Below are 25,734 nucleotides of genomic sequence, written 5' to 3'. Positions count from 1 at the left end.
TTATTTGGAACAGATGTCGGTTAGTAAAGTCAGCAGGTAATATAAAAATATATGGGTAGTATTTGTGAGTGATAACGGAGTTTCTGTTGATAAGTGCGATCCTAGCAACACAATTTCTATGTACAATTTATTAACATACGGCCGTGCAATTAAGGAGTAGCGCATGACGAAGACCCTCTTTCGCCAATCATTTCTTTTTGACAGCCTAGATCTTGAGCAAGAAGTGTTTGCAGGACAGACCGTACTGAGTAACGGTGTTCAAATTAAGCTTCATCAACGCGGTGTCTTGGAAGTGATTCCCGCGGATTTTAATTCTGAAACCAAGAACATCATTTTTTCAACCGGTGTTCATGGCGACGAAACTTCACCAATGGAGCTGATCGATAAGCTCATTGAGGATATTGAAACAGGTTTCCAAGTAGTAAACGCGAGATGCTTGTTTATCATAGCTCACCCAGAAGCCACTAACGCGCATACTCGTTTTCTTGATGTGAACATGAATCGTCTGTTTGATGAAAAGCAGTACGAGAGCAATCGAGAAGTGGATATCGCGAAGAACTTGAAGTTCTTGGTGACTGAGTTTTACAAAGAAACGGAACCTGCCACTCGTTGGCATCTAGATTTGCACTGTGCAATCCGTTTATCTAAGCATTACTCGTTTGCAGTGAGCCCTAAAGTTCGCCACGAAGTACGCAGTAAAGAGCTGTTTGATTTCATTAACAGTGCGCACGTGGAAGCAGTGTTGTTGTCAAATGCGCCAACCAGTACATTCAGTTGGTACAGTGCTGAAAACTTCGAAGCGCAAGCACTGACAATGGAACTAGGGCAGGTCGCGAGAATTGGTGAGAACCAACTTGATAAGCTAACGGCTTTTGACTTGGCGATGCGTAACTTGATTGCTGAAGTTGAGCCAGAGCATTTACCTAAGCGAACCATCACTTATCGCGTGAGCAGAACCATTGTTCGTTTACATGATGACTTCGATTTCATGTTCTCAGATTCTGTAGAGAACTTTACCGCGTTCAAGCACGGTGAAGTATTCGGTCATGATGGTGATAAACCGTTAATGGCTAAGAATGAAAACGAAGCGGTGGTGTTCCCTAATCGTAATGTTGCTATCGGTCAACGAGCAGCCTTAATGGTGTGTGAAGTTGAAACGCGATTCGACCATGGTCAGCTTGTGTACGATTAATATCGACTCGGGTTTAAACGACGAAAACAACCGCTCAACTGGTTGAAATATCAAGGTTCACATTACGGTGTGAGCCTTGAGTTTATTTGGGGATACAGGTAAGGTTACGCGAACATTTTCAAAGTAGCTTGATATGGATTTCCAACAACTTCTTCACCAAAAACAGCGCAAATGGACTAGAGCCATTTATCTGATGGCAGCACTGCTTGTCGCGCTGAGTGCGATTTACCTAATGGTTGGCGATCTTTTCATTTCCCCTCTGGGCACATTGTCCACGTTAGAACAAAAACTACTGGTTGATTTACGCTTACCTCGACTATTGGCGGCTATTGCTATCGGGGCAGGGTTAGCCGTATCTGGCGCAAGTTTACAAGTCTTATTGGGTAACGTATTAGCAGAGCCCGGTGTGCTCGGCATTTCTGGTGGTGCAAGCTTGGCGATGGTTATCGTACTGTTCTTCTTGCCGTTTGCTCCTACCCCAGAACTGTTCATGATTGCCGCCGTTTTAGGGTCACTTTGTTTTACCGTGATTCTAGTGAGCATGGTAAAAACCATGCGACTCACCACGGCTAAATTACTGCTAGTGGGTGTCGCGTTAGGCATTCTTTCTGGCGCGATGGTGACATGGGCGTTCTATTTTAGTGATGACTTAAGTCTACGCTTATTGATGTATTGGCTGATGGGCAGCTTAGGTGGCGTCACTTGGTATCAACACTCGCTCACGTTGGTGATGATCCCCGTGATTATTTGGCTGTGCCTGCAAGGTAGTAAGCTAGATAAGTTAATGATTGGCGAAACGCATGCCGCACAGTTAGGCGTAAACGTACCGAGATTGCGCTGGCGTCTAATTTTCGCCGTGTCTATTTTAGTCGGCTGCGCGGTAGCTTTAGGTGGCGTGATCAGCTTTGTTGGCTTGGTTGTGCCACACTTGTTGCGTTTAGCGATTGGTACTGATAACAAATACCTTCTTCCTTTGTCTGCCGTTGCTGGCGCTGCGTTGTTGGTGTTTGCTGATATCTGTGCAAGAACCTTATTAGATTCCGCAGAGCTGCCTTTGGGTGTGATGACCACCAGTATCGGTGCGCCTATCTTCATTTGGATGTTAATTAAAAATCATGATTCAAATTAAGAGCCTGAGCGTCGGCGCTCGTTTATTACCACTATCATTTGAGCTCAAGCAAGGGCAGGTGACTCACGTTATCGGCCCTAATGGCAGCGGTAAAAGTACCTTGCTCGAAGCGATATCTGGAATTGGTGATGGTTACAAAGGCGATATAAAGATCGACGGGCAGGATTTGTCGGAGCTGTCTTTACAAGATTTATCATTGCATCGCGCTTACTTGTGCCAAAGCGCAAGGCCAGCCTTCAACTTAGAAGTGTTCCAATATCTTGCATTGTCACTGCCAGGCTCCTCACACGGCCTTGATGCTGAAATCAACGCAGCTTTGGAAGAAATCAGCCAGATGCTAGACATTGCAGACAAACTTCATCGCTCAATTCAGACACTGTCTGGTGGTGAATGGCAACGCGTACGTTTGGCGGGAATGTGCCTGCAAATTTGGCCGACACTTAACCCATACGCGAAGCTGCTGATCCTCGACGAACCCGCAGCTCCGTTGGATATTGCTCAAGAAGCCTTGTTGTACAAGCTTATCGAACGAGTGGCTGAGAAGGGCATTGCGGTTATTATGGCTAACCACGACCTGAACCGAACCTTGAGGCATGCCGACCAAGTACTGCTGCTCGAAAAGGGCGTACTACAAGCATCTGGCAGTGCAGAGCAAGTGCTTGTGCCTGAACAGCTAGAATCCGTATTTAACACGCAAGTAAAAAGCATCTCGGTCGACAATCAAACTTATCTGCTGTTTGGTTAACTTAAGCTCATCAATACAAGGCAATCTATATGTTTAGATATATTCAACGACGACGAATCAAGAAAGTAATCAAATCACTTTCTGCAAAGTTGGTGAAAGCGTACGGAAGCAGTGACTTTTTCTCTATTGGGCAAGTAGAAACGAGTTCATGTGAATTAAGTAAGCGCCAACAACTGGTTGCCTTAGCATTGTTTGCTGATCCACAAGACCTTGCTGCTGAAATTGCTCCAGCCATTCAATTGCTGCGTAATAATGTGTCTAATGACTTCTTCGGTGGTGAGGAATATAACGCGCGTGATGTACTTAATTTGTTGGGCGGTGGCGGTTGGAAGGGCGGTCGTATGGACGATGATATGTCGAATCGATTTGGCATGAATAGCCGCTATTAGTTTAGCTCGTTCAAATTAACGTTTAATGATTTATCCATTTATAAACGTATACGCTCAATAGCTTAGCGACTTTACAGCAGTCTCAACAACGTAATAATAATGATGATAAAAAGCACTCAATATCATTATTTATGCGAGCGTTTCACTCCAATTAATTCAATGAAAAAATACCTTCCTAGCGATCTATTTTCTTAGGGAATGCGTAATTTTTGTCGGTAAAAATTGATAATTCGAACCAATATCATCTATCTACAACGCATTTGTTTGAGTTGTGTGATGCTGATTCCTATTAATATAAAACCCGCTGTTATTGATAAAATTGACGTATATATTTTTCGTTGTTCTTTAAGTCGGAAACTATAAACCTTCGAATTACGGTGCTGGTTGGTTAGTAACCAATTGGTTTTGTGTTTAGGGTAAAATAATAGAGAGTGGGAAAGTGACAACAATAAATAATAATATTCTAAAAATAGCAGTGGGTATGGCTATGCTATCGAGTGTGCCGTCAGTGGCAAATGCTCATGGTTGGTCTGAGTTTCCAAGCGCGCGTCAGAACACGTGTTACGAGCAAGGCGGGATTTGGTCGGGTACACCACCTAATGCTGCGTGTGCTCAAGCAAAAGACATTTCGGGTTCATACCCGTTTGTTCAACGTAACGAGTACGCGAAAAATGTCCAAGATTTCAATAATATCAATGCTGTAAAAGCGGCGATTCCTGACGGCACGTTATGTTATGCCAACGATTCGCAAAAACGCGGCATGGGTGCGCCTCATACTGGTTGGACTCGTACCGAGCTAAATACTGGTACGTTTGAATATGTATTCAATGCGACAGCGCCACACAACCCTTCTTTCTGGGAGTTCTACCTAACGAAACCAAACGCGGACCTAAGCAAAGGCCTAGCGTGGGGAGACTTAGATCTTATCCAAGAAGAGGGTAACGTTCCGGTTAATGGCGGCAAGTACCGCATTAATGTCACTATTCCTTCAGACCGTTCTGGCGATGCGATTCTATTCGTTCGTTGGCAACGTGATGATGCTGCGGGCGAAGGCTTCTACAACTGTTCAGACATCACTATCGCGGGTGGCACAACCCCTCCACCAGAGCCTACACCTCAACCTGATCTAGTGCGTGGTGACCTGTTTGTTTCTGACCAGTTTGGCACGCCAGAAATTGGTGATACGGTTAAATACGACATCATCAACAAGTACGGTGAAGTAGCGCGTAGCTTCACCATCGTCATCGACGCTTCAAACGTTAACGATTGGGCTCGTTTGTTGGCTTCAGAAATTAACGGCTGGCATGAAGAGTTTAAAGACGGCGCGATCTTCATTGGTGATTGGCACGCTGAAATGCAGCACTACATGTACTTCCAAAACGATCCTTCACGCAACTTCTTCAACTCAAAAGATAGCCGTGCTTCTGGTCAGTTAACGCTGATTGACGGTGGCGACGGTGGTGTTGAACCATTGAAAGGTGATATCTACGAGCTAGTGAAGAGTGACAACGTAGTGAATGCTGGCGACAAAGTTGTAATTGCAACAAGCGAAGCGGCGACATTGACTCAAACTCAAGGTACTTCTGTAAGCATTCAAAATAACGGCACGGCTTCTATCGTAGTTGATACCACTGGCATCACTGCAAACGAAACTTTATCGTTTATGGCTAGCTCGATTGAAAGCGACAGTGTTGAAACCTTCACTTTTGAAGTAATTGCCGATGACGGTGGCGTGACACCAGACCCAGATCCAACGCCGGATCCTGATCCGACTCCTGACCCAGACCCTACGCCAGATCCAGGTACGTGGGACTCATCAGCGACTTACCTTGGTGGCGAAGTCGTGACTTACTCGAACCAGTCATGGAAAGCACAATGGTGGGTTCAAGGTGGCACTAACCCTAAAGCGACTTACGAAAATGACAAATGGGGCGTTTGGCGTCCAGCCAACTAATCTTAACTATTGTTAGTTAATTAGCCTTGCAATAATAACCAAGACACCACACTTTTTGACGAGTGTGGTGTCTTTTTTAGCCTCTGCATTTGCGGTTTTGAACGTCATTAGCTTAGAGAAAAGTGATTCAGAAACGGAGTCTTAATCGCTGAGTAGGGCTCTATAAGAAGATGAGAGTTATATAGAAAACAAGAGCTATATAAAAGACCAGAAGCGTGAGTTTCTGGTCTTTTACGTTTTGTAATGTGTTGACGAATTATTCCAGAATAAGGTTTTCTTTAATCTCATCGTTAAGATACCCCTGATCAAAATCTGGTGTCATGAATTCGACTAAGGAGGAGTCTAGATAGCTGGTTTCTAGATAACTCGGTTCTAGATAATGGGAGTCTAAGTGATCAGCACTTGCGTAGGTGGGAATCGCAGAAAACAAAACGATACTGATCGCTGCAGCGATATTAATGACTTTGTTGCGTTGAGAAGTAATTTTCATAGTAGTGCCCTCGAAAGGTGGGCAAATCCATCTGCCTATGAGAATTGAATCTGAGATGTTTAGAAGTCGTAAGACAAACCAAGTGTAATGATGCTGTCGTTGTCGATTGAGCCAATTAGATTGTCGCCAACTTGTAGGTTACCCTCGTTGGTGTTGAAGTAGGTGTATTTCACGTAGGGCGTCCAGTCGTCGATGCTTTTAGAGAGAACGACTTCGTGCTCATTGGTACGGTAGTCACCTTGATGAAAATAGATATTGTCACCGTCATGGGTAAACCCGCCATTGGATCCATCACTGTTTTCGTGAGTGTATTGGTAAGCTAAATCCCAGCCTGCGAGTGAGTACCCAGCACCGGCGATGAACTTATTGGTGTTAATCGTGGTGTCGCTTACATTCTCGAGTACTTGCCCTGACTGGTTATATCCCAATCCACTGAATACATTGAAGTTGTCGTTCACTTGATAATCGATAATACCTTCGATTAATAACTCTTCACCGTTGTCCCATTTACCGAGTTCACCGTATAGGTTGAACGTGAAAGACTCGCTGATGTGAAAGTCGTGTCCGTAACCCGCGGCTAGCCAACCCTGGTCATCAAAACCTATATAGACTTGTCCATTTTCTGAGGTATCGATTAATGCGCCAGCTTCTGTGGTGTAGACACCGTTATCAGCAGCATTAGAGGCAACGTTTTGTTCGATGTAAACTTGAGTCGAAGTCGCAAACGCTGCGCTGCTGAGTAACGTAAGTGGTAGAGCAATAAGGTTAAGTTTTTTCATGGATTCTCCAGTGTCGTTCTATTGAATTAACTTGCTAGAGAGTATGTGATTAAACTGAATTTATATTAATAGGGTTAACTTTAGTTAAAACCTCAGTTTCATTTATGTTTTCTTAATGCTGACTTGATTGCTTCACGGGTTTTGATGTGTTGTTCGTCATTAGCATAACGGCGGTGATAGAGCATTCGAAACGTGAGCGGTTTTAATTTGATGGGGATAGGGTGAACGCGTAAGCCAAGCGCCGGTGCGAGCATTTCTGCAAAAGAACGAGTAGAAGCGGCGATATAATCTGTCGTGCTTGCCAAAATCAGCATGCTTGAAATTGAGCTGGTTTCAATTCTGACTTTTCTCGGCTCGATATCGCTCTCTGATAAAAACTCGACTGTGTTCATGTTGGCGCGTTTGATCTTGAGCGCAATATGCTCCTCTTGGAAATACTCTTCTTTACTTAGTGTCTCACCAATTCGAGGGTGGTTGATTCGAGTCAGACACACGGGCTCCTCATCGACGATGGTTTCTTCAATCAATGAGTGTTTCTTACTCGAAAGTACATCAATGACGATATCCACTTTTTGTGCAGTAAGCGCATCAAACAGTTCTTCCTCTTCGAGCGGCGCTTCCGTAAAGCTTACGCCTTCAACCTGGCTAACGAAATGAAGCAAGCTCTCTGTGCAATAGACTTTAAGGTCATTCTTTTGCTGTTCAACCGTTCCAATGATGTTCAATGGGTCTTCTATCTTATTAGCGAGTGATACCGCTGCTCCAGTGGGCGCGATACCTCGTCCTTCTCTCACAAATAAAGCTTTGCCCACGACACCTTCGAGTCTCTTAATAGCCGCGCTTACCGCGGGTTGAGAAATATCGAGCTGCTCTGATGCCACGGTGATAGAGCTGTGTTTGTAAACGGCCAAAAATGTAGTCAGTAGATTAAGGTCCAAATTCAGTTCCCTCTATTCTTATTGCCACTCATCCAAATCATGGTGGAGTCGTTATTAACTCATAAATGAAATGGAGGTTTTAAGTAAAGTTTACACTATATATCAAGGTTCTGTTTATTAATAAACTTGTTTGCATCGGAGTGAGGAAGGAACTTCATTCATTTACTAAATACTCAGACCGATAGGTGAAACTATGAGAACTTTCGCAAAATTATCAATCATCTCTACAGCAATGATCATCACGACAACCGCTTTTGCTGCTGACCCAATGATGCAATACAACACCAAGCAGACTAACTCTGATATTCAAAAACTCGAGAAATTTGAATATCACGAGGGTGAAACCCTTGAAGAGTATCTGAGCACTCAACCTAAGGGGAACTTGTACTCTTCAGAAGAAGAAGTGCTTTCTGTGTTAATGGGAGGTGTAAACAATGGTGACTATCGCAAAGAAACCAATTCAGGTTGGAAAGAAGGCCTGATGTTTGAGGGCATTGCACCTTATGGTGATCACATGGTGTCGGGCGCAAACTGGTTCCCACGCACTGAAGAAGTTCAACCGGATGAAATGCGTGTCACGTTCATGGGGACATCACCAATGATTCGCCCGGGGCAAGCAAACACCTCGATATACGTAGAATTGGGTAACGGCTCTAACTTTGTCTTTGATTTGGGTGAAGGGTCAATTGCGAACTACGTAGCGGCGGGTGTCGCGATGAATGAACTCGACCATATCTTCATTACTCACTTACACGTAGACCATTACGGCTCGTTACCTTACCTGTATCAATTTGGTGGTTGGAATGGTCGCTGGGAAAAGCCGCTTAACATTTATGGTCCGAGTGGTGCGACTCCAGAATATGGCACTCGTCATATGATTGAAGGCATGCAGCAAATGTTGAACTGGCACACCGATGCATTTGATGTGTTTCCATCAGGCAACGACATAGTGGTACACGAGTTTGATTTCCGCGACGACGGTGGCGTTATCTATGACCAAGACAATGTCGAAGTCATTCACTGGCGACGCAGCCATGCAAAAGATGGCGCGTCTGGCTATCGCTTAAATTGGACTCAAGATGACGGTCGAGTGCTTTCGTTTGTTTGGACAGGAGACGGTCGCCCAACCGAGTTGGATTTGAAATACGCAAAAGGTGCAGACTTGTTCATTACTGAACTGCAAACCGAAACGTTTGGTGTGTCTTCGATTATTCAAGGTGTGCCGCCATTCTTAGCACGTTACACCGTTGATACTCACCATACACCAGCGTACGCGGCGGGTTATGTGGCGAATGAAGTACAACCGCGTTTGTTCATGACAACGCACATGACATTCGACCCATATCTTAATGAGGAAACCGTTGCAGAGGTTCGCCACCATTGGCAAGGGCCTTACCACTTCGGTGCGCCAGATGGCATTGTCGTTAACATGACTAAAGATAATGCGTGGGTTCGTGAAGGTATTTTACCTGATTTCCCGAATGCGCGAGCGCCACAATTTGATATGGCCGATGGGTCTGATTTTAGAATTCCATTACCGAAAAACAGCCGTGAAGACATACAAGAACAAGAGATTCGTGATTTAGAGTTGGATCCAAAACTGTACTACCCAGAAGGCTACCACCCAGAGCTGTTAACTGAGTGGCCAGTCGACCGTGACATCGTGATCCCAGCTGAACAAGTACCAGAAGCAATGAAGCAAGGTATGAACACCAAGCAAGAATACATGGATAGAGTGCGTGCTCACCACAATCTTGATCGCAAGTCGGTAAGTCGTCCAACTGAGCCTGGTGAAGGAGCAGGAACCGACAACAAATAGGGTATTTGCAGTGAGGGCTGATATTGCCCTCACATCCTAAAAAGTTAGGTAAATAAACCCATTCTCTTACTCAATCATAAAAACTATTGCTTACAACATCTTTGCTTAGAATATCTGGAGTTCATTATGAAAAAATCAATTTTAGCGGTCGTCATTCTATCTTTAGTGTCAGCGTCTGTTTTCGCTAACGGACAATCCAATGCTCACAACTATCAACCTGGTGCGACGAATAACTCAGAACGTTTAGCGGATATTGATCCTAACTACGAACTGACCTTACCTTCAGAAAAAGAAGGCTACACCATGTATGACAACCAATCCATGTCAGATGGTGGGACCTACACAACGTATGTCAAACCGAATCCTTCCGATGCAATGCATGTCGCCGATGAAGGCTCGCTAAAAATAACGCATGGAGAAGGTGGTGTCATTATGACGGAATACACCACAAAGAATGGCCAACACACGTTTTCAGTGATGTGCGGCTACACTTCGGGCCCATCATACTGGGCTGACGGAAAACCAGCGAAGGTATGTGAAGAGGCGCAAGCACTAGCGGTTGCATTGGAAGCAAAAGGTGAATGGGAGGTGAAGCCAATGACTTACACCATCGCACCAGCAAGAATCGTAGTTGATAAGTGATTTTTGTCTACAGAACGCTCGTTATATCGAGCCTTGTTATCCAATCACATTGATTATTTGTAGTGAGACAGAGGGGTACTCAGGCTGAAATGCTCATGAAGTTCCCCTCAGCTTAGCTCACCTTACAAGAAGCTAAGTCAGCCAACTAATCAAATTTGTATTCGAAAATACAGAAGGTCTATCCCATGAAAAATACCATTAAGCTACTGGTTATCGCATGTGTTTTACTTACTCCAATGCTTGTCGCCGCTGCCGAACATAATCACAGTCACAATCATTTTAACCCTGCATTAGAGCAACTTGGCGATGACATTATTGGTCTAACCGTGTGTTACAAAAATGGTCATCTATCAGATGAGAATCAAGAACCTGCTTTTATGAATCTTATCAACCACGCCAATGTAGAAGGTGAGGAGTTGGGGATGTACTACATGGATAAGTTGGGCCCTAAAGCTGAGCAAATCATGAGTGATGACGACGCTCGTCGCTTATGGACTCAAGATTATTGTGCTGATTTGACTGACACTTATTTGGATTCAGATAAGTTAGCTCAAAGATCAAATGAACATCAAAGTCATTCACACGGCCACGATCATGGGCATCACCATAACCATAATCACGATCACCATGGACATGGCGACTTGACACCAGAGGTACTTGAGCAAGATATCGAACGAGGGCGTTTACTCAGTATCAACTAAGCCCAATAAGATAAGCGTACTTACTTTGTTACCTCTTGGCATAAAATGGTAAGACTCGAATCGAGTGAATGACTAGAATTATCTCAAACGAAACAAGTGAATTAGGGTGGATCCTAGTCACTTTATCTTATTCGAATGGATGCTTTTAAAGCTCGAAAGAGGATTATTTTATGTACGAACTCACACTGATTCTAAGCCTAATGATGGGTGGCGCTGATAGCACAGCAGAAATGGAAGTTAACACCCAATTTACGACTCTTGAGCAATGTAATGAAGAAGGCGCAGCGCTAGCTGAGAAGCTAAATGCAACAGACCTTAAAGTCATGCAAGTTCAATGTGAGCGTGATTAACTAGATCAGGATGAACTAGTTCATGATTAACCAGAACAGAATCAGTTAGATCATGATGAACCAAAGCTAACTAATTCCATAGATTTTGCGGCGTGGGCACACCCGAGGTGCCCATATCGAATTACCTCCAGTTTAATTAACCTTGATTCCTCAAATTTACTTCTTCAGATCATCCACATACATTCCCCACATCAGCGCTAATAAAAACAATTTCATCTAACCTATTGTTAAATATTTACTATTTGATAGTGTGTCTAGGTGCACATTGAGGATGTGTTTCATATTTAGCGATGAAAATAGTAGGAGTTGCGATGAGTATTATAGTGAGACGGTCTGAACCGTCAGATGCAAAGGGAATAAAAGAAGTTTACGAATGCACTAATGCTTATACCGGTACGCTGCAACTCCCAAATCCATCTCTGGAAAGCTGGCAAAAACGAATCTCTAATATGCCTGATAACGTGTACTCGTATGTCGCGATGATCGACGATGAGATTGTTGGCAACTTGGGAATGGAAGTGTGCGTGAATCCAAGAAGACGACATGTGGCTTCATTTGGTATGGGTGTTAAAGACGATGTACTAGGCAAAGGTGTGGGTAGTCAGCTGCTCGCGACCGCGATCGACTTGTGTGATAACTGGATTAACATCAAGCGAATGGAGTTAACGGTATACACCGATAATGAAAGAGCGATCAGCCTGTATAAGAAGTTCGGTTTCGTGATTGAAGGAGAGTCCGCAGGGTTCGCTTTCAGAAATGGCGAATATGTGGCGGCTTATCATATGGCTCGACTGGTATAGCACTTAGCTACTATTAACACTCGGGTACAATTAGCACACAGCTACGATTAACACAGTTAGAACTAACTGACAGATAATAAAACGCCACGTTATTTAAACGTGGCGTTTGCTATTTTGGTGCGCTGGTGCTTTAAAGAGCTACAGCCATAACCTTAGTTCAGTCGTAAACTTAGTTAAGCCGTTAGTGGCTCAAGGTTCGCAGGACGGTAGTGTACAGATTTTAGTACTTTACCTTGGCGAACTGTCTTGCCTTCCGATACGAAATCTTCCGCACACTTAGCGATGATGTATTCGCCTTTTTGAACCGCCATCAGCTTGATGTTCTGCTCAGCATAGAAAGCTTCTGTTTCAGCATATTCAGTTTCGTTGCGACATACTTTGCTCATGTTGCTTGAGTGTACTTCGTCCCAGCAAGGTAAGAAGTCAATTGAGCGGTTTTTAGAAACATTCAACAGTAGGTCGATCAGGTAGCTGATTGCTAGGTTGTCTTCAACCTTAGCTTGGCCAAGGTGAACCAGACGTCCCATCAAAACATAAACGCTGTCTACGATAGCGTCCGCTTGTTCGATTTTAGAGTCAGCTTCTGCAAGTTCTGTTAGTTCTTCGATCGCTAGAGAGGTATGTAGCGTATCGCCTTTTTCGTCCATTGTTTCAGGAGCAGCAACAGGCAGATCAAAAGTACTGCGGAACTCTTCAATGTCGCGGTAAAGGTGATCGTAGATTTCTTGGCTTAGTTGAGAAAGGTTCATTTTCCTATCCATTCTGTTTCGTTAATGGATTATTTTACCAAAGCTAGGAATAGGGTGCTAACGCAAAGTCGAAGAAGTCGACTTTTATTCATTGGACCAATGAGGTATTTTGCATACAAACCAATTGATTATTATGTTTTTTTACACTTTACTCTTCTTAATATACCAAATATTAATGTTGCCATTAACTTCGGCTGCAGTGGGATCCCAGTTATGAACCAAGCCAGTGAAAGCGAAATTGTTATACGTCGCTTGTATCAAGTCACCAATGATTACCGGAAGGGCTTCGATATTCAGATCGCTCAGCTGCTTATCATGGGGCTTGAACGCTTCAACCTTGATATCGGTATTTTATCTAAAGTCGAGGGTAATTCTTATTTAGTCGAGCACTGTGTTACGCCAGAAGGGGTTGAACTCAATAGCGGTGACACCTTCGATTATCGTTCAACCTATTGCGAAATTACATGTAAATCGATTGGTCCTATCTGCATTGAGCATTGTGGCAAACACGATAAGTATGCGACGCATCCCGCTTACCAGTCTTTTGGTTTAGAGTCTTATATTGGCATCCCGATTTTCGTTAATGATGAGCTTTATGGCACTTTAAACTTTTCAAGCCCAGCCCCCTATCATCGCGAGTTCAAAGAGTTCGATGTCGACGTGATGAGACTAATGGCATCATGGATTGAAGTGGAGCTGGTTAGAAGACAGCAAGAACGAAAACTCAAAGAGCTGAATGAGAAGTTAGAGTACCAAGCTCTTTATGACCCTCTTACACACTTACCGAATAGACGTTGCTTGTTCAAAACGTTGAACGCAGAAGTGGAGCAGTTAAAAGGATCTTTAGGAAAGGGAACCTTAGCGGTTGTCGACATCGATTTCTTTAAGGTCGTTAATGATACTTACGGTCATCAAATGGGTGATGTTGTCTTAAAGAAAGTGGCGAACGTGCTGAGCAATAACACTCAAGAAGGTGAGTTTGTGGCGCGCTTTGGTGGCGAGGAGTTCATTCTTTGGTACCCAAATAAAACACCAAGTTGTGTTGAAGATAAGTTCATGACTCTTTTGCAAGAGATGAAGAAAATCACACTGGATAGAAAGCCTGTCACTATATCAATCGGTGCGTGTCATTTTGAGTTGAGTACAGGGGATACCAAAGGGGAAAGGATGTCGGCGTTAGATAAGCTCATCAAAGTTGCCGATGAATGCCTGTATATTGCGAAACAAAATGGACGAGATCAGTTCATTTCTCGTCCATATCATCAAGAACGCTCAGGAATATGAGCCATTTTGTTAGCGATTAACTGAGCGATTAGCTGAACAGATAAGGGAACAGTTGACGACGTTCTTCCGGAGTTAAGGATTCAACTCTCGCGATGTTGGTATCAGGAATCGCTTCAGGGTTAGGGTAGTGCTTCAACACTTTTTCCATACTCGCTTCACGAATCAAATGGTAAACCGGGTACGGAGAACGGTTCGTTAGGTTTTCATCGTCTTCTGGATCCGCACCACCAAAACAATAGTCTGGGTGGAAGGTTGCTACTTGGTAAACGCCTTCCCAATCTTCTTGCTTGATCAACGCTTCAATCCAATCAATGAACATGTTGTAGTCGAAGAAATCTTGCAGCATGTTAGGTACAACAACTAAAGTCGTCTCTAATTCCGCGACTGGCGTGTTATCTAACTCTACGAAATGCGTCATGATGTCTTGCAACAACACTTCTTCCGTATTTGCTTCACTCACAAAGATCTTAATCTGTTTATTACGTTGTGGCTTGGCTGCGAATGGACACAGGTTTAGGCCAATAACGACATCGTCTAACCACTGTTTTACTTGGTCGTGGATGGTTTGAAGATCTGTGCTTTGAGTGTTCGACATAACAGGTTCCGAAATGAAATTTTGCGTAGGATATCAGAACGAACGTCAATCAAAAGCAATAATTGAGTTACAACCTCAGTCGTACCTATGCTTGTGCGAGTTTAGAGGCCGATACTTGAAGTTGTTTTAATTGGTAGACCCAAGCAAATATCGCAACATAGAAGATTGAACCGCCCGCAATCACGCCATTCCAACCGAACAGTTGCCAGCAATACAAGAGTAAGAAACCACCCAAGCTCCCGCCTATGTAATAGTGTACTAAGTAAAGAGCGGTTGCCGTTGCCTTAGCGCTCGGTGCTTTTTGACTTACCCAAGAGTAGGCAAGGGTATGGGCGAAGAACGCGCCGCCACTTATCAATAACAAGCCTGCTAGCATGAACGGAACTTTGTCGACGGCAGAAATTAGCATTCCGATTAAGCTAATACACACGCCCATCAATATTCCGCTTAACGGGTCAAAGCGAAGTGTCCATTTGTTGGAGAGCTTAGAGCTTACCGTACCGGCCAAGTAACATAGGAATATCAGTGAAGCTAAACCAACAGGCACTGAGTGAGGTTCGGATACCAACCTAAAGCCCATTACTGAATACAAGTTAACGAACAGCGCGAAGTTAGCGCCACCAATCAACATCGCGAGCCACAAGGTACGGTTTCTTAAGTGCATCACAACCGAGCGGTTATGATGAAAGAACAACCCTTTCTGAGGTTTGAAGTTTTGTTGGTCAGGCAGGCTATACGCAATATAGAGAGCGCCGATTAAGGAGCCGACCACGAAAAACAAAACCGTTGCGTGCCAGTCAAAATAATCCGTAATCAAGCCACCCAATACACGCCCGAATATTCCACCTAGTGAGTTGGCTGCAATATAACCACCGATCGCGACTGCAAATGCTTTGGGTGATAGCTCTTCCACCATATAGGCAACCGCCACGCCCGCAAAAGCAGCGACTGCGATTCCCATGAATGCTCTGGCAATAACAAGTTGCAGTAGAGTGGTTGTGAACACCATGCTCAATCCAATCAAAGGAATAGCGAACAGACTGAACAGAATAATGGGTTTTCGACCAAAGGTTTCAGAAGCGATTGCCCAAGGCACCAAACTGATGGAAAGCCCTAGCGTTGTCGCGGCAAACAGCCAGTTGATCTGAGTTTCAGATACTTGGAAGTGCTCCGCCATGTGCGGCAAGATAGGCTGAAAGAGGTAAAGGTTACAGAAAATGATAAATGAACCAATCGCCAATGATTGAGTGATACGTTTGTATTGAGGACTGCCTTTATCAAACATTTACGTTGTGCCTGCGCGAGTTAGTAAGCTATTTGTGAACAAGTTATCAGTACAGGCGCGATTAAAGAAATATATTAAAGATATCACCTCCATATATAAAATATATCGACATGCTTGAATCAAAACCACTTCGACATTTTCTGGCTGTTGCTCAGTTTGGTAACTTTACTCAGGCGGCCAAGGCGCTGCATATCGCACAGCCTGCATTGAGTATCTCCATTAAAAAACTAGAACAGACGCTTGAGTTGATTTTATTCCGTCGTGGAGATAGAACCGTCACCTTAACGGAAGAGGGAAAGGTACTTTTTGAGCATGCGAAGCGAATTGCTCAGCAGTTTGATGATGCTCAGCTTGCGATGAATGAACTAAAGGGACTAGAAAAAGGCGAGGTTCGATTAGGCGCTCCAAGCATGATGGGCAGCTACTTTTTCCCCCAAGTCGTGATGGCATTTAAAAGCCAATACCCAAACCTAAAGTTGACCTTGATTGATGCTGGCACCGCATCGATTCGTGAAATGCTGTTAAACGGCGAACTCGATATTGGTGTAATTAATCATGAGAACGTTCCTGATGATTTGGAAACGGATCATCTGTTAAGTTCTGAGATGGTCGCCGTTGTCGGTAAGGAGCATCCGTTAGCACAACAGCCTTCGATGACCTTTGAAGAATTCTTTGCTCAAGAGCTGATCATGTTCAAATCGGGCTATTTCCACCGCGATTTTATTGATGCGACCTGTAAGAAGTACGATCTTGATATGACCATTGCGTTTGAAACCAACTTGCTCCCGATGATTCTTTCTATCGTTAAACAAGAGTTTGCGATCACCGCGCTGTTGAGCTTAGTGACGGAATATGAGAAAGACGTGATAGGCGTGCCATTTAAAGACCCTGTAAAACTGAATCTATCTTTGGCCTGGAGAAAGGAAGGGTATTTGTCGAAAGCCGACAGAACCTTTATTGATTTCGTTAAGCGGTATGTGTGATTGAGTAAGATTTAAATAAACAAAGCCCGAGTATCCTAGGTTGGATATTCGGGCTTTGTTGTATAGAAGTATGACTGGCTCAGAGCACGTTAGGTGTTCTTTGAGTTATACATCTTATCGAAGTTTTTCTGATTCCAGCCGACCATCACTTGGTCACCGATTTTCAGCACAGGGATAGAGCGAGCACCCATCGCCTGTAATTCTTTACGGCCACGCTGCATTTTTGCATTCGTTAGGCGATATTCAATTTTCTTCGAATCCAAATAGCGTTGTGCATCTTTACAGTGCGGGCATTTGTCTGCGACGTACAATACAACACGTTTCATTTTTACAATCTCTTTTTGAGTGTAGCTCTTGGTGAATCTCGCTAAAGTGTAACGAATCCTAGGTGATTAGAAAAGTGTGATCAGTTACACTATGCGGCTCAATTTTCAAGACCACAACATATTGTCGTGGTGTAACTTGTACGGTCTTTCAGCATGCATCCTTCTTTACGCTATATTCAAGGCTACCCGAAGCACATTCTCGACCCGGTAACTCAACTTGTTGAATCAGGTAAATTGGTGCCGTGGTTTGAAGCTCGCTACCCAAAGAATCATGAAATAAAAAGCGAGAAAGCCCTGTTTGACTATGCGATAGAGATTAAAAATCGCTACATGAAAAAAACGCCACCGATCAGTAAAGTGATTTATGACGGTAAGATACACCTAATCAATAATGCGTTAGGTCTGCATTCTTACGTTGCTAAGAATCACGGTGGAAAGATCAAATCAAAGAATGAAATTCGTATCGCCAGTGTTTTTAAAAATGCACCAGAACCTTTGCTAAGAATGCTGGTGGTACACGAACTGGCGCATATCAAAGAGAAAGAGCACGACAAAGCCTTTTACCAACTATGCTGTCACATGGAATCGGAATATCATCAACTTGAGTTGGATGCCCGTTTATTCATGATGTATTTAGATTTAAAGAAGTAGCCCAATGAGCCAATCACAAAATAGAACGACGCTAAGCCTGTCGAAAAACAGCACTTCATCAGCAAAAACAAAAGACAACCAAGCTGATGTTAAGCCAAGTACAGCTAAGCCAAGCAGCGACAAGCGTATTTCTACAAAGAACACATCTGATAAAAGCCGCAAGAATAGTGCACCTAAAGGCGCGGGCAATAACAAAGCAAAGCGACCTTTTGCAAAAGATAGCAGAGGTAAACCGGGTGCCAATAAAGGATCATCGAATAAGGGTTCTTTCAATAAAACGGCTTTTAACAAGAACGCAGCTCAGAAAAGACGCTCGGCTGAAAAACCTCAAGGTGGATTACACCCAAGAAACCAGCACACTGGCCGCTATAACTTCGAGTTACTAGTTGCAGCCTTGCCTGAGCTAAAAGAGCATCTGATCAAGAATCCGGTTGGCGAAGACACCATTAATTTCTCTGATCCATTGGCTGTTAAGCTACTCAACAAAGCTTTGTTGGCGCATCACTATGGCGTTAAACATTGGGATATTCCTGCTGGTTACTTGTGCCCGCCAATTCCTGGTCGTGCAGACTACATTCACAGAGTGGCCGACATCCTTAATAGCGATGGCCAAGGTGAACCCTATAACCACGCGTCTGTGAAAGCATTAGATATTGGTGTCGGTGCAAACTGTATCTACCCAATCATTGGTGCGACAGAGTATAAGTGGCGTTGTACAGGGACAGATGTTGATTCAGTCTCCATCAAAACAGCGAACTTCATAGCGGAAAGCAACCCTAATCTAAAAGGTAAGATCCGCGCTCGCCTACAAGCTGACTCTGAATCTATCTTTAAGGGCGTGATTAAGGATAATGAACGTTACGATGTCACTATTTGTAATCCTCCATTCCACAGCTCTCTTGAAGAGGCTGAAAAGGGGTCACAACGTAAACTGGATAATCTAGCGGCGAACCGTGCTAAGAAAGCCGGTCAGTCATTCAAGCCTGAAACGAACAAGAAGCCAGTTAAGTTAGATAAATCAACTAAGCAAGCTAAACCAACCTTAAACTTTGGTGGTCAAAAAGCCGAGCTTTGGTGCCCAGGTGGTGAAGCCGCTTTCATTATGAAGATGGCAAGAGAGAGTCAACTTTTTGCTACTCAAGTTTTGTGGTTTACGACATTGATTTCTAAGAAAGATAACGTCGATATGGTTCGTTCAGAGCTTGGCAAGCTTAGAGCTAAACAAGTGAAAGTCGTCGAGATGTCACAAGGCCAGAAGGTAAGTCGCTTTATCGCATGGACCTTTATGGACGATGAGCAAAGACAAGAGTGGATCGCGCTAAAATAGCGGCTGCACTTAGTTAAGATATTAAGTTGAAATTACGTAGGGGCTTGTTGTTAACGCAACAAGCCCGTTTTTTTGTGTTTTTCATATGCGCTAAGCAGAAAGTAACTCATCTAACTTACTCTGATATTTCTTCTCTAGAGCACTGTTACCTGCTTTGTTTTCGAGCTCGACCAAGATTTTAAGCGATGGAATTTGGTAGCCATAACGCTGGTGGAATTTGAATAAACGGATTCGAGCGTCATTGTAATCGGCGTCACTCACTTCAATTTTTGATAACTGTAGTATCGATTTCACGCGGTTTGGATCGTGGTCAATCGCTCTGCTGAAGTAGTACTTCGCTTGGTCTGTATTGCCAGCCTTAAATGCGCAAAACGCGGCGTTTTCATAACTTGCAGACACCAAGTAGTAGTAGGGTTGGTCGATGGCGCGATTGAAGTAATTATCGGCTTGTTCGTATTCGCCCTGTTTACACAAGAAGGTACCGTAGTTGTTCAATACATTGCCATTTCTTGAATCAAGACTGAGTGCTTTGCGGTAAGTGCTTCTCGCTTCATCTACTTCACCCACTTGTTCGTAGTAATGCGCCATTGAAAGCCGAGCACGGTAGTAGCTAGGTGCGTGTTTAATCGCGAGCTCAAGGTTTTCACGCGCTCTCACCATATTGCCTTGTCCCATATAGCCCAAACCTAATTCGATTCGAGATTCAGACATCGCGATAGGATCACTTTCAATCTTTGGCGGTCCTTCAGTGACAGAGACACAACCGGCCAAGGAAAGCGAGGCAAGTAGTACCACACTTGATAACGAAAGAGGGCGGGACAACGAAATCGGATTTGAAAATGATGGCTTGGCAGGCATGTGAAGCTCCTTATGAACACCAACCCATCATATGAAATCAAACCCATTGAAGTCGTAAATCTATCATGGAATGCGACCCACACACCATAAAAAAACCGCGTCCAATTCGTCGTTTTATCAACAACATACTGAACACGGCTTTATGTGTTTTTGAATCGGAAGAAAGAACTTAATCGTCTTTGGTAAAGTTGTCTTCGCTGAAGTGATCCAGATCGTAAGGCGTTTGTTGGTAAACGCAGTAGTTTAGCCAATTTGAGAACAACAAGTGTCCGTGGCTACGCCAACTTGCAACCGGTTTGTTGTCTGGATTGTTGTTCGGGTAGTAGTTGATTGGAATCACAGGCTCCATGCCTTCACCCAAATCACGAATGTATTCATTGTGAAGTGTATGAGAGTCGTACTCGGGGTGACCGGTTACAAACACGTTTCGTTTATCTTTGGTCGCCGCTAGATATACACCCGCAACATCAGAAGTCGCAAGAACATCAAGGTCGGTATGCTCTGCTAAGTACTCTTGAGAGAAGTCCGCATAGCGAGAGTGCGGAGCTAAGAATGTATCGTCGAAGCCACGTAAAATAGGGTGGTATGGGTTATGTATCTCGTGATTATAAACACCAGACAACTTCTCTTTACGCGTGCGTTTTGGCAAATCATACAGTAATTTCAAACCAGCCTGAGCCGCCCAACACACGTATAGAGTTGAAGTAACGTGCTTGTTTGCCCATTCCATGATGGTTTTCAGATGGTCCCAGTAGATAACATCTTCAAATTGAACCAAGCCAAGCGGCGCACCAGTGATGATCAATCCATCAAAGTTTCTTCCTTTGACCATTTCAAATTGGCGATAGAAGTTATCAAGGTGTTCAGTCGGTGTGTTTTTACTTGGTCGATCATCAATGCGCAGCAGCTCTACATCAACTTGCAATGGGCTGTTCGATAGTAGGCGTAAAAATTGAGTTTCAGTTTCAATCTTCTTCGGCATTAGGTTGAGGATCAAGACTCGAAGTGGACGAATTTCCTGTGTCGATGCTCTTGATAACGGCATAACGAAGATGTTTTCTTCACGAAGAACATCGGATGCTGGCAATTGGTCTGGAATGCGAATAGGCACAGCTTTCTCCCTAAGCTAGATATGTAGACGTCTATACATCTAAATCTATAGTAGTTTGGTACGCTTGTCGATATGCAAAATGGCTAGATGTAAATTATTTGTGTTTTCTATCAGAAGCAATACCCGCACTTCGAGGGGAGTCTCATTGTATTCAGTGATTATCTGAGTCGTGTTTAAGTAGTTGGTTTTCGGATGCTGAGCAGAGGCAGTTATCAGAGCAACTCTTTACTATTTACGATAAACTCATGTTTTCGAATTAGCCTGTAAAGTGACAGATGAAGTTAATACTCATTCGAGGGTTGCCCGGTTCTGGCAAATCAACAAAAGCAAAAACCTACGATGCATTGCATGTCGAAGCGGATATGTATTACGTGAATGAGCAAGGTGAGTACCATTTTGACCCTAGGCAGCTGCAACAAGCTCATGGGTGGTGTAAGAACACGGCAGAAAATGGCTTGAAGCAAGGGTTGGATGTGGTTGTTTCGAATACCTTTATTAAGCATTGGGAAATGAAGGCTTACCGTCAACTTGCAAGAAAATACAAAGCTGACTTGATCATCGAAGTATGCCGAGAGCAATATGGCAGCATTCACGACATCGAACCGTCTGTGATTAAGCGCATGGCAAAAGACTGGCAAGAATAGCCTCGTGCTTATCCAGCTTGGCTGAATGGCAAATAGAATTAAATTAATAGAACAACTTCAAGGTAACGATTGAAATGGCAAAGCGCTCTGTTGTGGTCGACATGACTTCTTATGGTATCTATTCCACATGGGATTCCAAATCTAAAGATCTTCCAAAAATCCAAAAGTTCACCACTACCGTTGATGCCGAAATCGATGTGGAATTTGGCTATATCTTGAATATCAAGAAAGCCAAAGGCGAAAAGATTCGTTACTGCATTTATCACCCAAACATCACCACAGACAAAGGTGAAGTGCTCGAACCGTTTGATGGTGAGGAGTATGTCGGTAACAATGACTGGGATTTCTACTTAGGTGACACTATCTGGGCTCCTGTCTCGAACAAGCTAGGAAAGTGGCGCATGACGGTTGAGCTAAAAGGCAACATCATCGCCGACAAGACATTCGACCTAGTAGCAAAAGACGAAGGCCAATTCTGGAAGCGTAGAGGGTTTTAGGTTCGACCTACTATGTTCACCTAAACAACAAAAAGCCGAGCATCGTGATGATGTCTCGGCTTTTTTCATTGTGCTAGATAGAAGTGACTACCCAACTAATGGATTCGATTATTGCGTTACGTAAGCCACAACAAACTCAGTGATTGCGACCATGTCTTTCACTGCAATGTACTCTTCAGTGGTGTGAACTTTCGCCATACCAGTAGAAAGGTTAACTGTTGTCAGGCCTTTTGCGTTGAAGTTGTTTGCATCGCTACCGCCGCCAGTGCGTTTAGTGTTCGCTGTGACGCCAAGCTTCTCAAACGCCGATTTGATAGAAAGAATGTGCGGATGATCGTCTGCAATAACGAATGCATCGTAAGCACGAGTTGATTCGATTTCTACTTCAGCGCCGAACTGCTTAGCACTTTCTTGGAATGTAGAGATCATATGTTCAACTTGAGCCGTTAGCTTTTCGCCGTTTAGAGAACGTGCTTCAGCCACGACTTTAAGCTCTGGCATTACGATGTTAGTTGCTTGACCACCTTCAACAATACCAACGTTTGCTGTCGTTTCTTCATCGATACGAAGTAGGTTCATCTTAGTGATTGCGTCTGCAGCAACCTGAATTGCGCTGATGCCTTCTTCTGGTGCTAAGCCAGCGTGAGCAGGGCGACCTTTGATGTTAGCTACAATCTTCTGTTGGCCAGGCGCTGCGTTTACGATGGTGCCAATTGGGCCGCCTGTATCAAGTACGATTGCGTGCTCAGATTGAATGTAAGACATGTCGAAGTTCAAAGAACCAAACAGACCGCCTTCTTCGAATACAGTAAACGCAATCTCGATAGTTTTGTGCTCTTGGCCTTCTGCTTTGATGCAACGAACCGCTTCCATGATAGCTGCGATACCAGACTTGTCGTCACCACCTAGAATTGTGTTGCCTTTTGAACGGATGATACCGTCTTCGATGATTGGTTCAATGCCGATGCCTGGCGTTACTGTGTCCATGTGGCAGCTGAACACTGTGCTACCTGGAAGAGTGCCATCTAGACGAGCGTAGATGTTGAAACCGTTAGATACTTCTTCAGGAACCGCCAGTTTGTGAACTTCAAAACCTAGTTCACCGAGTTGCTCAGCCAAAGCTTCAGCAATCGCTTTTTCGTTACGAGATTCACTATCAATTTTCACTAGATCGCAGAAATGTTCTACAAGACGTTGTTCATTAATTTGGGTCATTGTTAATTCTCATTATGCTTCCGCTTGTTCAAAAAGAAGCCGCGGAGGTAGGAACAGGAAAATCACTATAACGCCAATGAGGTAGATGATTGTCTGAGTTAAATCAAGAAAGTTGCCTGATTATTCTAATTAATGAGAAAAACCCAATTCAGATCCACCAGTGCGCAGGATTTTAATCTGTATATCTGTCGGGTATAATGTTTGACCGCTCTTAAAAAAAACGTCAATAAAATTGGAATTCAATCAATAATGGCCCTGATAAATGAATAGAAACAATGTGTTAGGTTCATTCCTTTTCGTGGTGCTGATGAGTATTGTGCTGGGGCTGTATTTGCTCTATCCAACTTATGACGACGATTTAAAGCATATTCGCCCTGAAAACCCGAGTGTTTATAGTCCAGAGAAAGAGTTATCACTCTCTCAATATGGATCTGCGTTGATCGATATTCTCGATGTATCTCGCGGTGACCCTAATTTAGCTTCCCAACAACTTGAGGCTCTCCAAGCCAAGTTCCCAGACCAAGATAAAGCCATCTATCGTGCTTACGAATTGATGATTTTGTCCAACCTCGCGCAACATAAGTTGGATACCAAAGCGGTTTCCGAATACGTCAGGCAGATTAAAGCACTCGCACAACACGAACATATGGGTTGGCTAAAGGCCCAATCTCTCGTTGAATTGGCGATTGAATACATCAGTAAGGGTGAGCTAGCGGAATCTGAAATCCAAATCAGAGCAGCGATAGATATCGCAGAATCGCTTCACTATGAAGAGTTGTTGATTAAGGCCTATAACACGGCTGGTGTCATCAATAACATCCGCAATGACTTTCCTGAAGCTCAATACTTTTTCCATAAAGGTTTAGACCTTGGTAAGAAGTACCCTCATCACATCTACAACAGCAAGTTAGTGTCAAATATGGCACTGCTTTATATCTATTTGGAAGACTGGCCTAAAGCGCTCAAGCTGATTAAAAGAGCCAAAAAGCTCTATTACAAGAGTGGACTACTCGAAGCGTCTACCATCGGCGTGCTGCATGTGAATGAGTCTTTTGCTTATCTGCGCAGTGGTGATTTAGTCAAAGGCCGAGAAGCATATCAAAGTGCGGCTAAGATAAATGGCGATAACGTGAGTGAACGATACAAAATCATCCTATTAAAAGCAGAGAGTGATGTGTTGTTGGCGGAAAAGAACTTTGAGTCAGCACGACAAGTCGCAAACTTGTGTCTTAGATACCCAGGCGTGGACAAATACACACTTCAATTGGGGCAGTGTTACCTAAATAGAGCCTTAGCGAACATTGGTTTGAACCGAGATAATTTTGTTTTTGCTGATCTAAAGCGATCGTCTGCAATGTTCGATGTTGTGGGGACTCGCAGCTGGAAGGTCCTCGGCTTAAGAACACTTGCTGAATACTATGATTCAAGAGGCGACAGCGAGAACGCACTTCGCTACTTCAAGCTCTATTACAAGGGTAATAAAGCGCTGCTATTTGATAAGCGCCAGAGTGATATCTTTTTACTCGAGCAAGATTTCGCTACGGCATCATTAGCTCAAGAAAACGAACTGCTTAACGCAGAAAAAGAGTTGGGTGAGCTGACATTAGATAAGCAGCAATTACGGAATCGAATCGTCGTCGCTTTGGGTATCATGGTGATGATAAGCGCCACGTTACTATTGATAAGGTTACGCTCGATCCAGAAGACCAACAAAGAACTACTTAAGCAATCAACAAGATGCGAACTGACAGGCTTATACAATAGGCGTTACTTAGAGCAACGGTTAACTCAGCCGATGCCACATCATTTGTCGTCGTTTGGGTATACGCTCGCTATTCTAGATTTAGACCGCTTCAAACAAGTTAATGACACTTATGGCCATGATATTGGTGACCAAGTGCTGGTGGAAGTCGCTAAGCGTTTAGAGAAAATCTTATCAACAAACGATGTAGTGGCAAGATGGGGTGGGGAAGAGTTTGTTTTGTTGCTGGCTGGGAATCAAGATCCTAATAAAGAGCTTAAGCTTATAAGGCAAGCGATCGCTGACCGAGCGATTGAAACGCATTCTGGCCCATTAGAATTAACCACATCGATTGGTGCGACGACTCATCTAACGGAGCAACAGTTGAATAGCCGTACCTATAAGAAACACTTGAAATCGGCAGACGATGCTTTGTATCAAGCTAAGCAGTCAGGGCGCAATAAAGTCGTTATCATTTGAGTTCCTAAACTTAGTTAATCCCCTGCAATCAAGAAACCTGAACTTCAATAACTAAGCGAA

27 protein-coding genes are annotated in these 25,734 nt (G+C 43.7%); 17 read left to right on the top strand and 10 right to left on the bottom strand.

Annotated features, from left to right (window positions below; all coding sequences use genetic code 11):
* The first annotated feature begins 163 nt into the window (after positions 1-163).
* The 5 genes from AB6E52_RS03725 to AB6E52_RS03705 all read left to right on the top strand — a co-directional run bounded on the left by AB6E52_RS03725 (position 164) and on the right by AB6E52_RS03705 (position 5,409).
* Positions 164-1,192, top strand: coding sequence for a succinylglutamate desuccinylase (locus AB6E52_RS03725; RefSeq protein ID WP_017059157.1), 1,029 nt, complete (start codon positions 164-166; stop codon positions 1,190-1,192).
* 133 nt (positions 1,193-1,325) lie between these two features.
* Positions 1,326-2,321: a vitamin B12 ABC transporter permease BtuC gene (gene btuC, locus AB6E52_RS03720; RefSeq protein ID WP_017065523.1), complete on the top strand. Its 996-nt coding sequence runs from the start codon at positions 1,326-1,328 to the stop codon at positions 2,319-2,321.
* A complete protein-coding gene (gene btuD, locus AB6E52_RS03715) occupies positions 2,308-3,066 on the top strand; it encodes a vitamin B12 ABC transporter ATP-binding protein BtuD (protein ID WP_102320088.1) in 759 nt (252 codons plus the stop codon). The genes btuC and btuD overlap by 14 nt, the downstream gene beginning before the upstream one ends.
* Before the next feature lie 29 nt (positions 3,067-3,095).
* A complete protein-coding gene (locus AB6E52_RS03710) occupies positions 3,096-3,455 on the top strand; it encodes a DUF6559 family protein (RefSeq protein ID WP_102320089.1) in 360 nt (119 codons plus the stop codon).
* Positions 3,456-3,942: 487 nt separating this feature from the next.
* The gene (locus AB6E52_RS03705; protein ID WP_102320128.1) at positions 3,943-5,409 is read left to right on the top strand and encodes a lytic polysaccharide monooxygenase; all 1,467 of its coding nucleotides are present in this window, start codon (positions 3,943-3,945) and stop codon (positions 5,407-5,409) included.
* Positions 5,410-5,665: 256 nt separating this feature from the next.
* Here the strand turns inward: AB6E52_RS03705 and AB6E52_RS03700 are convergent, their stop codons facing one another.
* From AB6E52_RS03700 to AB6E52_RS03690, 3 genes are all read right to left on the bottom strand, one after another.
* Entirely contained in the window at positions 5,666-5,899 is a 234-nt protein-coding gene (locus AB6E52_RS03700; protein WP_102320091.1) for a hypothetical protein, read from the bottom strand.
* Between the two features lie 59 nt (positions 5,900-5,958).
* Positions 5,959-6,678 (bottom strand): hypothetical protein, encoded by a 720-nt coding sequence (locus AB6E52_RS03695; RefSeq protein WP_102320092.1) that lies wholly within the window; start codon positions 6,676-6,678, stop codon positions 5,959-5,961.
* A 98-nt stretch (positions 6,679-6,776) separates the two neighbouring features.
* Positions 6,777-7,616, bottom strand: a complete 840-nt coding sequence (locus tag AB6E52_RS03690) for a LysR family transcriptional regulator (RefSeq protein WP_017078016.1) — start codon at positions 7,614-7,616, stop codon at positions 6,777-6,779.
* A 193-nt stretch (positions 7,617-7,809) separates the two neighbouring features.
* On the opposite strand from AB6E52_RS03690, the gene gntH reads away from it, so the two are divergent.
* The 5 genes from gntH (at position 7,810) to AB6E52_RS03665 (ending at position 11,928) form a co-directional block, all read left to right on the top strand.
* Complete coding sequence (gene gntH / locus AB6E52_RS03685; RefSeq protein WP_102320093.1) at positions 7,810-9,435, top strand: guanitoxin biosynthesis MBL fold metallo-hydrolase GntH; 1,626 nt, start codon at positions 7,810-7,812, stop codon at positions 9,433-9,435.
* Between the two features lie 126 nt (positions 9,436-9,561).
* A complete protein-coding gene (locus AB6E52_RS03680) occupies positions 9,562-10,077 on the top strand; it encodes a hypothetical protein (RefSeq protein WP_017068282.1) in 516 nt (171 codons plus the stop codon).
* Positions 10,078-10,262: 185 nt separating this feature from the next.
* The gene (locus AB6E52_RS03675) at positions 10,263-10,778 is read left to right on the top strand and encodes a hypothetical protein (RefSeq protein ID WP_102320094.1); all 516 of its coding nucleotides are present in this window, start codon (positions 10,263-10,265) and stop codon (positions 10,776-10,778) included.
* A 170-nt stretch (positions 10,779-10,948) separates the two neighbouring features.
* Positions 10,949-11,128, top strand: a complete 180-nt coding sequence (locus AB6E52_RS03670) for a hypothetical protein (RefSeq protein WP_017095358.1) — start codon at positions 10,949-10,951, stop codon at positions 11,126-11,128.
* Between the two features lie 311 nt (positions 11,129-11,439).
* Positions 11,440-11,928, top strand: a complete 489-nt coding sequence (locus AB6E52_RS03665) for a GNAT family N-acetyltransferase (RefSeq protein WP_017068284.1) — start codon at positions 11,440-11,442, stop codon at positions 11,926-11,928.
* A gap of 173 nt (positions 11,929-12,101) precedes the next feature.
* On the opposite strand, the gene AB6E52_RS03660 is transcribed toward AB6E52_RS03665, so the two are convergent.
* Entirely contained in the window at positions 12,102-12,677 is a 576-nt protein-coding gene (locus AB6E52_RS03660; protein ID WP_017059167.1) for a nucleoside triphosphate pyrophosphohydrolase family protein, read from the bottom strand.
* A gap of 213 nt (positions 12,678-12,890) precedes the next feature.
* Here AB6E52_RS03660 and AB6E52_RS03655 point away from each other — a divergent pair, with 213 nt between their 5' ends.
* Positions 12,891-13,961, top strand: a complete 1,071-nt coding sequence (locus AB6E52_RS03655; RefSeq protein ID WP_102320095.1) for a diguanylate cyclase domain-containing protein — start codon at positions 12,891-12,893, stop codon at positions 13,959-13,961.
* 28 nt (positions 13,962-13,989) lie between these two features.
* On the opposite strand, the gene AB6E52_RS03650 is transcribed toward AB6E52_RS03655, so the two are convergent.
* Together AB6E52_RS03650 and AB6E52_RS03645 are read right to left on the bottom strand one after the other, a co-directional pair.
* Positions 13,990-14,556 carry a DUF1415 domain-containing protein gene (locus AB6E52_RS03650; RefSeq protein ID WP_017059169.1) on the bottom strand — a complete coding sequence of 189 codons (567 nt, stop codon included), beginning with the start codon at positions 14,554-14,556 and terminating at the stop codon, positions 13,990-13,992.
* An 85-nt stretch (positions 14,557-14,641) separates the two neighbouring features.
* A complete protein-coding gene (locus AB6E52_RS03645) occupies positions 14,642-15,841 on the bottom strand; it encodes an MFS transporter (protein WP_102320096.1) in 1,200 nt (399 codons plus the stop codon).
* A 110-nt stretch (positions 15,842-15,951) separates the two neighbouring features.
* Between AB6E52_RS03645 and AB6E52_RS03640 the strand changes: the two genes are divergently transcribed.
* Positions 15,952-16,824 carry a LysR family transcriptional regulator gene (locus AB6E52_RS03640; protein WP_102320097.1) on the top strand — a complete coding sequence of 291 codons (873 nt, stop codon included), beginning with the start codon at positions 15,952-15,954 and terminating at the stop codon, positions 16,822-16,824.
* An 89-nt stretch (positions 16,825-16,913) separates the two neighbouring features.
* On the opposite strand, the gene AB6E52_RS03635 is transcribed toward AB6E52_RS03640, so the two are convergent.
* Complete coding sequence (locus AB6E52_RS03635) at positions 16,914-17,150, bottom strand: glutaredoxin family protein (RefSeq protein ID WP_004734934.1); 237 nt, start codon at positions 17,148-17,150, stop codon at positions 16,914-16,916.
* Between the two features lie 153 nt (positions 17,151-17,303).
* Here AB6E52_RS03635 and AB6E52_RS03630 point away from each other — a divergent pair, with 153 nt between their 5' ends.
* On the top strand, positions 17,304-17,801 hold the full coding sequence (locus AB6E52_RS03630) for a YgjP-like metallopeptidase domain-containing protein (protein WP_102320098.1): 498 nt from the start codon (positions 17,304-17,306) through the stop codon (positions 17,799-17,801).
* A 4-nt stretch (positions 17,802-17,805) separates the two neighbouring features.
* Complete coding sequence (gene rlmF, locus AB6E52_RS03625) at positions 17,806-19,128, top strand: 23S rRNA (adenine(1618)-N(6))-methyltransferase RlmF (protein WP_017066172.1); 1,323 nt, start codon at positions 17,806-17,808, stop codon at positions 19,126-19,128.
* Between the two features lie 90 nt (positions 19,129-19,218).
* Here the strand turns inward: rlmF and pilW are convergent, their stop codons facing one another.
* Positions 19,219-19,986 carry a type IV pilus biogenesis/stability protein PilW gene (pilW, locus tag AB6E52_RS03620; protein WP_102320099.1) on the bottom strand — a complete coding sequence of 256 codons (768 nt, stop codon included), beginning with the start codon at positions 19,984-19,986 and terminating at the stop codon, positions 19,219-19,221.
* A gap of 169 nt (positions 19,987-20,155) precedes the next feature.
* Positions 20,156-21,097: a homoserine O-succinyltransferase gene (gene metA / locus AB6E52_RS03615; protein ID WP_017059174.1), complete on the bottom strand. Its 942-nt coding sequence runs from the start codon at positions 21,095-21,097 to the stop codon at positions 20,156-20,158.
* A gap of 275 nt (positions 21,098-21,372) precedes the next feature.
* Between metA and AB6E52_RS03610 the strand changes: the two genes are divergently transcribed.
* Both AB6E52_RS03610 and AB6E52_RS03605 read left to right on the top strand, forming a co-directional pair.
* Positions 21,373-21,741, top strand: a complete 369-nt coding sequence (locus AB6E52_RS03610; RefSeq protein WP_102320100.1) for an ATP-binding protein — start codon at positions 21,373-21,375, stop codon at positions 21,739-21,741.
* 74 nt (positions 21,742-21,815) lie between these two features.
* Entirely contained in the window at positions 21,816-22,238 is a 423-nt protein-coding gene (locus AB6E52_RS03605) for a DUF3859 domain-containing protein (protein ID WP_017065538.1), read from the top strand.
* Positions 22,239-22,346: 108 nt separating this feature from the next.
* On the opposite strand, the gene AB6E52_RS03600 is transcribed toward AB6E52_RS03605, so the two are convergent.
* Positions 22,347-23,453: a M20/M25/M40 family metallo-hydrolase gene (locus tag AB6E52_RS03600; RefSeq protein WP_017065539.1), complete on the bottom strand. Its 1,107-nt coding sequence runs from the start codon at positions 23,451-23,453 to the stop codon at positions 22,347-22,349.
* Between the two features lie 262 nt (positions 23,454-23,715).
* On the opposite strand from AB6E52_RS03600, the gene AB6E52_RS03595 reads away from it, so the two are divergent.
* Complete coding sequence (locus AB6E52_RS03595; RefSeq protein WP_102320101.1) at positions 23,716-25,674, top strand: GGDEF domain-containing protein; 1,959 nt, start codon at positions 23,716-23,718, stop codon at positions 25,672-25,674.
* Positions 25,675-25,734 lie beyond the last annotated feature (60 nt).

It is taken from the genome of Vibrio sp. 10N.247.311.13 (assembly GCF_041467595.1).
In the GTDB taxonomy this organism is placed as follows: Bacteria; Pseudomonadota; Gammaproteobacteria; order Enterobacterales; family Vibrionaceae; genus Vibrio; species Vibrio crassostreae_C.
Note: the sequence above shows the minus strand (reverse complement) of the source record. Positions and strands in the feature narration are given on the sequence as shown.

What these genes read in the sequence shown, in the direction of transcription:
- AB6E52_RS03725 (WP_017059157.1), top strand. Translation starts at nt 164, where the DNA reads ATGACGAAGACCCTCTTTCGCCAATCATTTCTTTTTGACAGCCTAGAT.
- btuC (WP_017065523.1), top strand. Translation starts at nt 1,326, where the DNA reads ATGGATTTCCAACAACTTCTTCACCAAAAACAGCGCAAATGGACTAGA.
- btuD (WP_102320088.1), top strand. Translation starts at nt 2,308, where the DNA reads ATGATTCAAATTAAGAGCCTGAGCGTCGGCGCTCGTTTATTACCACTA.
- AB6E52_RS03710 (WP_102320089.1), top strand. Translation starts at nt 3,096, where the DNA reads ATGTTTAGATATATTCAACGACGACGAATCAAGAAAGTAATCAAATCA.
- AB6E52_RS03705 (WP_102320128.1), top strand. Translation starts at nt 3,943, where the DNA reads ATGCTATCGAGTGTGCCGTCAGTGGCAAATGCTCATGGTTGGTCTGAG.
- AB6E52_RS03700 (WP_102320091.1), bottom strand. Translation starts at nt 5,899, where the DNA reads ATGAAAATTACTTCTCAACGCAACAAAGTCATTAATATCGCTGCAGCG.
- AB6E52_RS03695 (WP_102320092.1), bottom strand. Translation starts at nt 6,678, where the DNA reads ATGAAAAAACTTAACCTTATTGCTCTACCACTTACGTTACTCAGCAGC.
- gntH (WP_102320093.1), top strand. Translation starts at nt 7,810, where the DNA reads ATGAGAACTTTCGCAAAATTATCAATCATCTCTACAGCAATGATCATC.
- AB6E52_RS03680 (WP_017068282.1), top strand. Translation starts at nt 9,562, where the DNA reads ATGAAAAAATCAATTTTAGCGGTCGTCATTCTATCTTTAGTGTCAGCG.
- AB6E52_RS03675 (WP_102320094.1), top strand. Translation starts at nt 10,263, where the DNA reads ATGAAAAATACCATTAAGCTACTGGTTATCGCATGTGTTTTACTTACT.
- AB6E52_RS03670 (WP_017095358.1), top strand. Translation starts at nt 10,949, where the DNA reads ATGTACGAACTCACACTGATTCTAAGCCTAATGATGGGTGGCGCTGAT.
- AB6E52_RS03665 (WP_017068284.1), top strand. Translation starts at nt 11,440, where the DNA reads ATGAGTATTATAGTGAGACGGTCTGAACCGTCAGATGCAAAGGGAATA.
- AB6E52_RS03660 (WP_017059167.1), bottom strand. Translation starts at nt 12,677, where the DNA reads ATGAACCTTTCTCAACTAAGCCAAGAAATCTACGATCACCTTTACCGC.
- AB6E52_RS03655 (WP_102320095.1), top strand. Translation starts at nt 12,891, where the DNA reads ATGAACCAAGCCAGTGAAAGCGAAATTGTTATACGTCGCTTGTATCAA.
- AB6E52_RS03650 (WP_017059169.1), bottom strand. Translation starts at nt 14,556, where the DNA reads ATGTCGAACACTCAAAGCACAGATCTTCAAACCATCCACGACCAAGTA.
- AB6E52_RS03645 (WP_102320096.1), bottom strand. Translation starts at nt 15,841, where the DNA reads ATGTTTGATAAAGGCAGTCCTCAATACAAACGTATCACTCAATCATTG.
- AB6E52_RS03640 (WP_102320097.1), top strand. Translation starts at nt 15,952, where the DNA reads ATGCTTGAATCAAAACCACTTCGACATTTTCTGGCTGTTGCTCAGTTT.
- AB6E52_RS03635 (WP_004734934.1), bottom strand. Translation starts at nt 17,150, where the DNA reads ATGAAACGTGTTGTATTGTACGTCGCAGACAAATGCCCGCACTGTAAA.
- AB6E52_RS03630 (WP_102320098.1), top strand. Translation starts at nt 17,304, where the DNA reads ATGCATCCTTCTTTACGCTATATTCAAGGCTACCCGAAGCACATTCTC.
- rlmF (WP_017066172.1), top strand. Translation starts at nt 17,806, where the DNA reads ATGAGCCAATCACAAAATAGAACGACGCTAAGCCTGTCGAAAAACAGC.
- pilW (WP_102320099.1), bottom strand. Translation starts at nt 19,986, where the DNA reads ATGCCTGCCAAGCCATCATTTTCAAATCCGATTTCGTTGTCCCGCCCT.
- AB6E52_RS03610 (WP_102320100.1), top strand. Translation starts at nt 21,373, where the DNA reads ATGAAGTTAATACTCATTCGAGGGTTGCCCGGTTCTGGCAAATCAACA.
- AB6E52_RS03605 (WP_017065538.1), top strand. Translation starts at nt 21,816, where the DNA reads ATGGCAAAGCGCTCTGTTGTGGTCGACATGACTTCTTATGGTATCTAT.
- AB6E52_RS03600 (WP_017065539.1), bottom strand. Translation starts at nt 23,453, where the DNA reads ATGACCCAAATTAATGAACAACGTCTTGTAGAACATTTCTGCGATCTA.
- AB6E52_RS03595 (WP_102320101.1), top strand. Translation starts at nt 23,716, where the DNA reads ATGAATAGAAACAATGTGTTAGGTTCATTCCTTTTCGTGGTGCTGATG.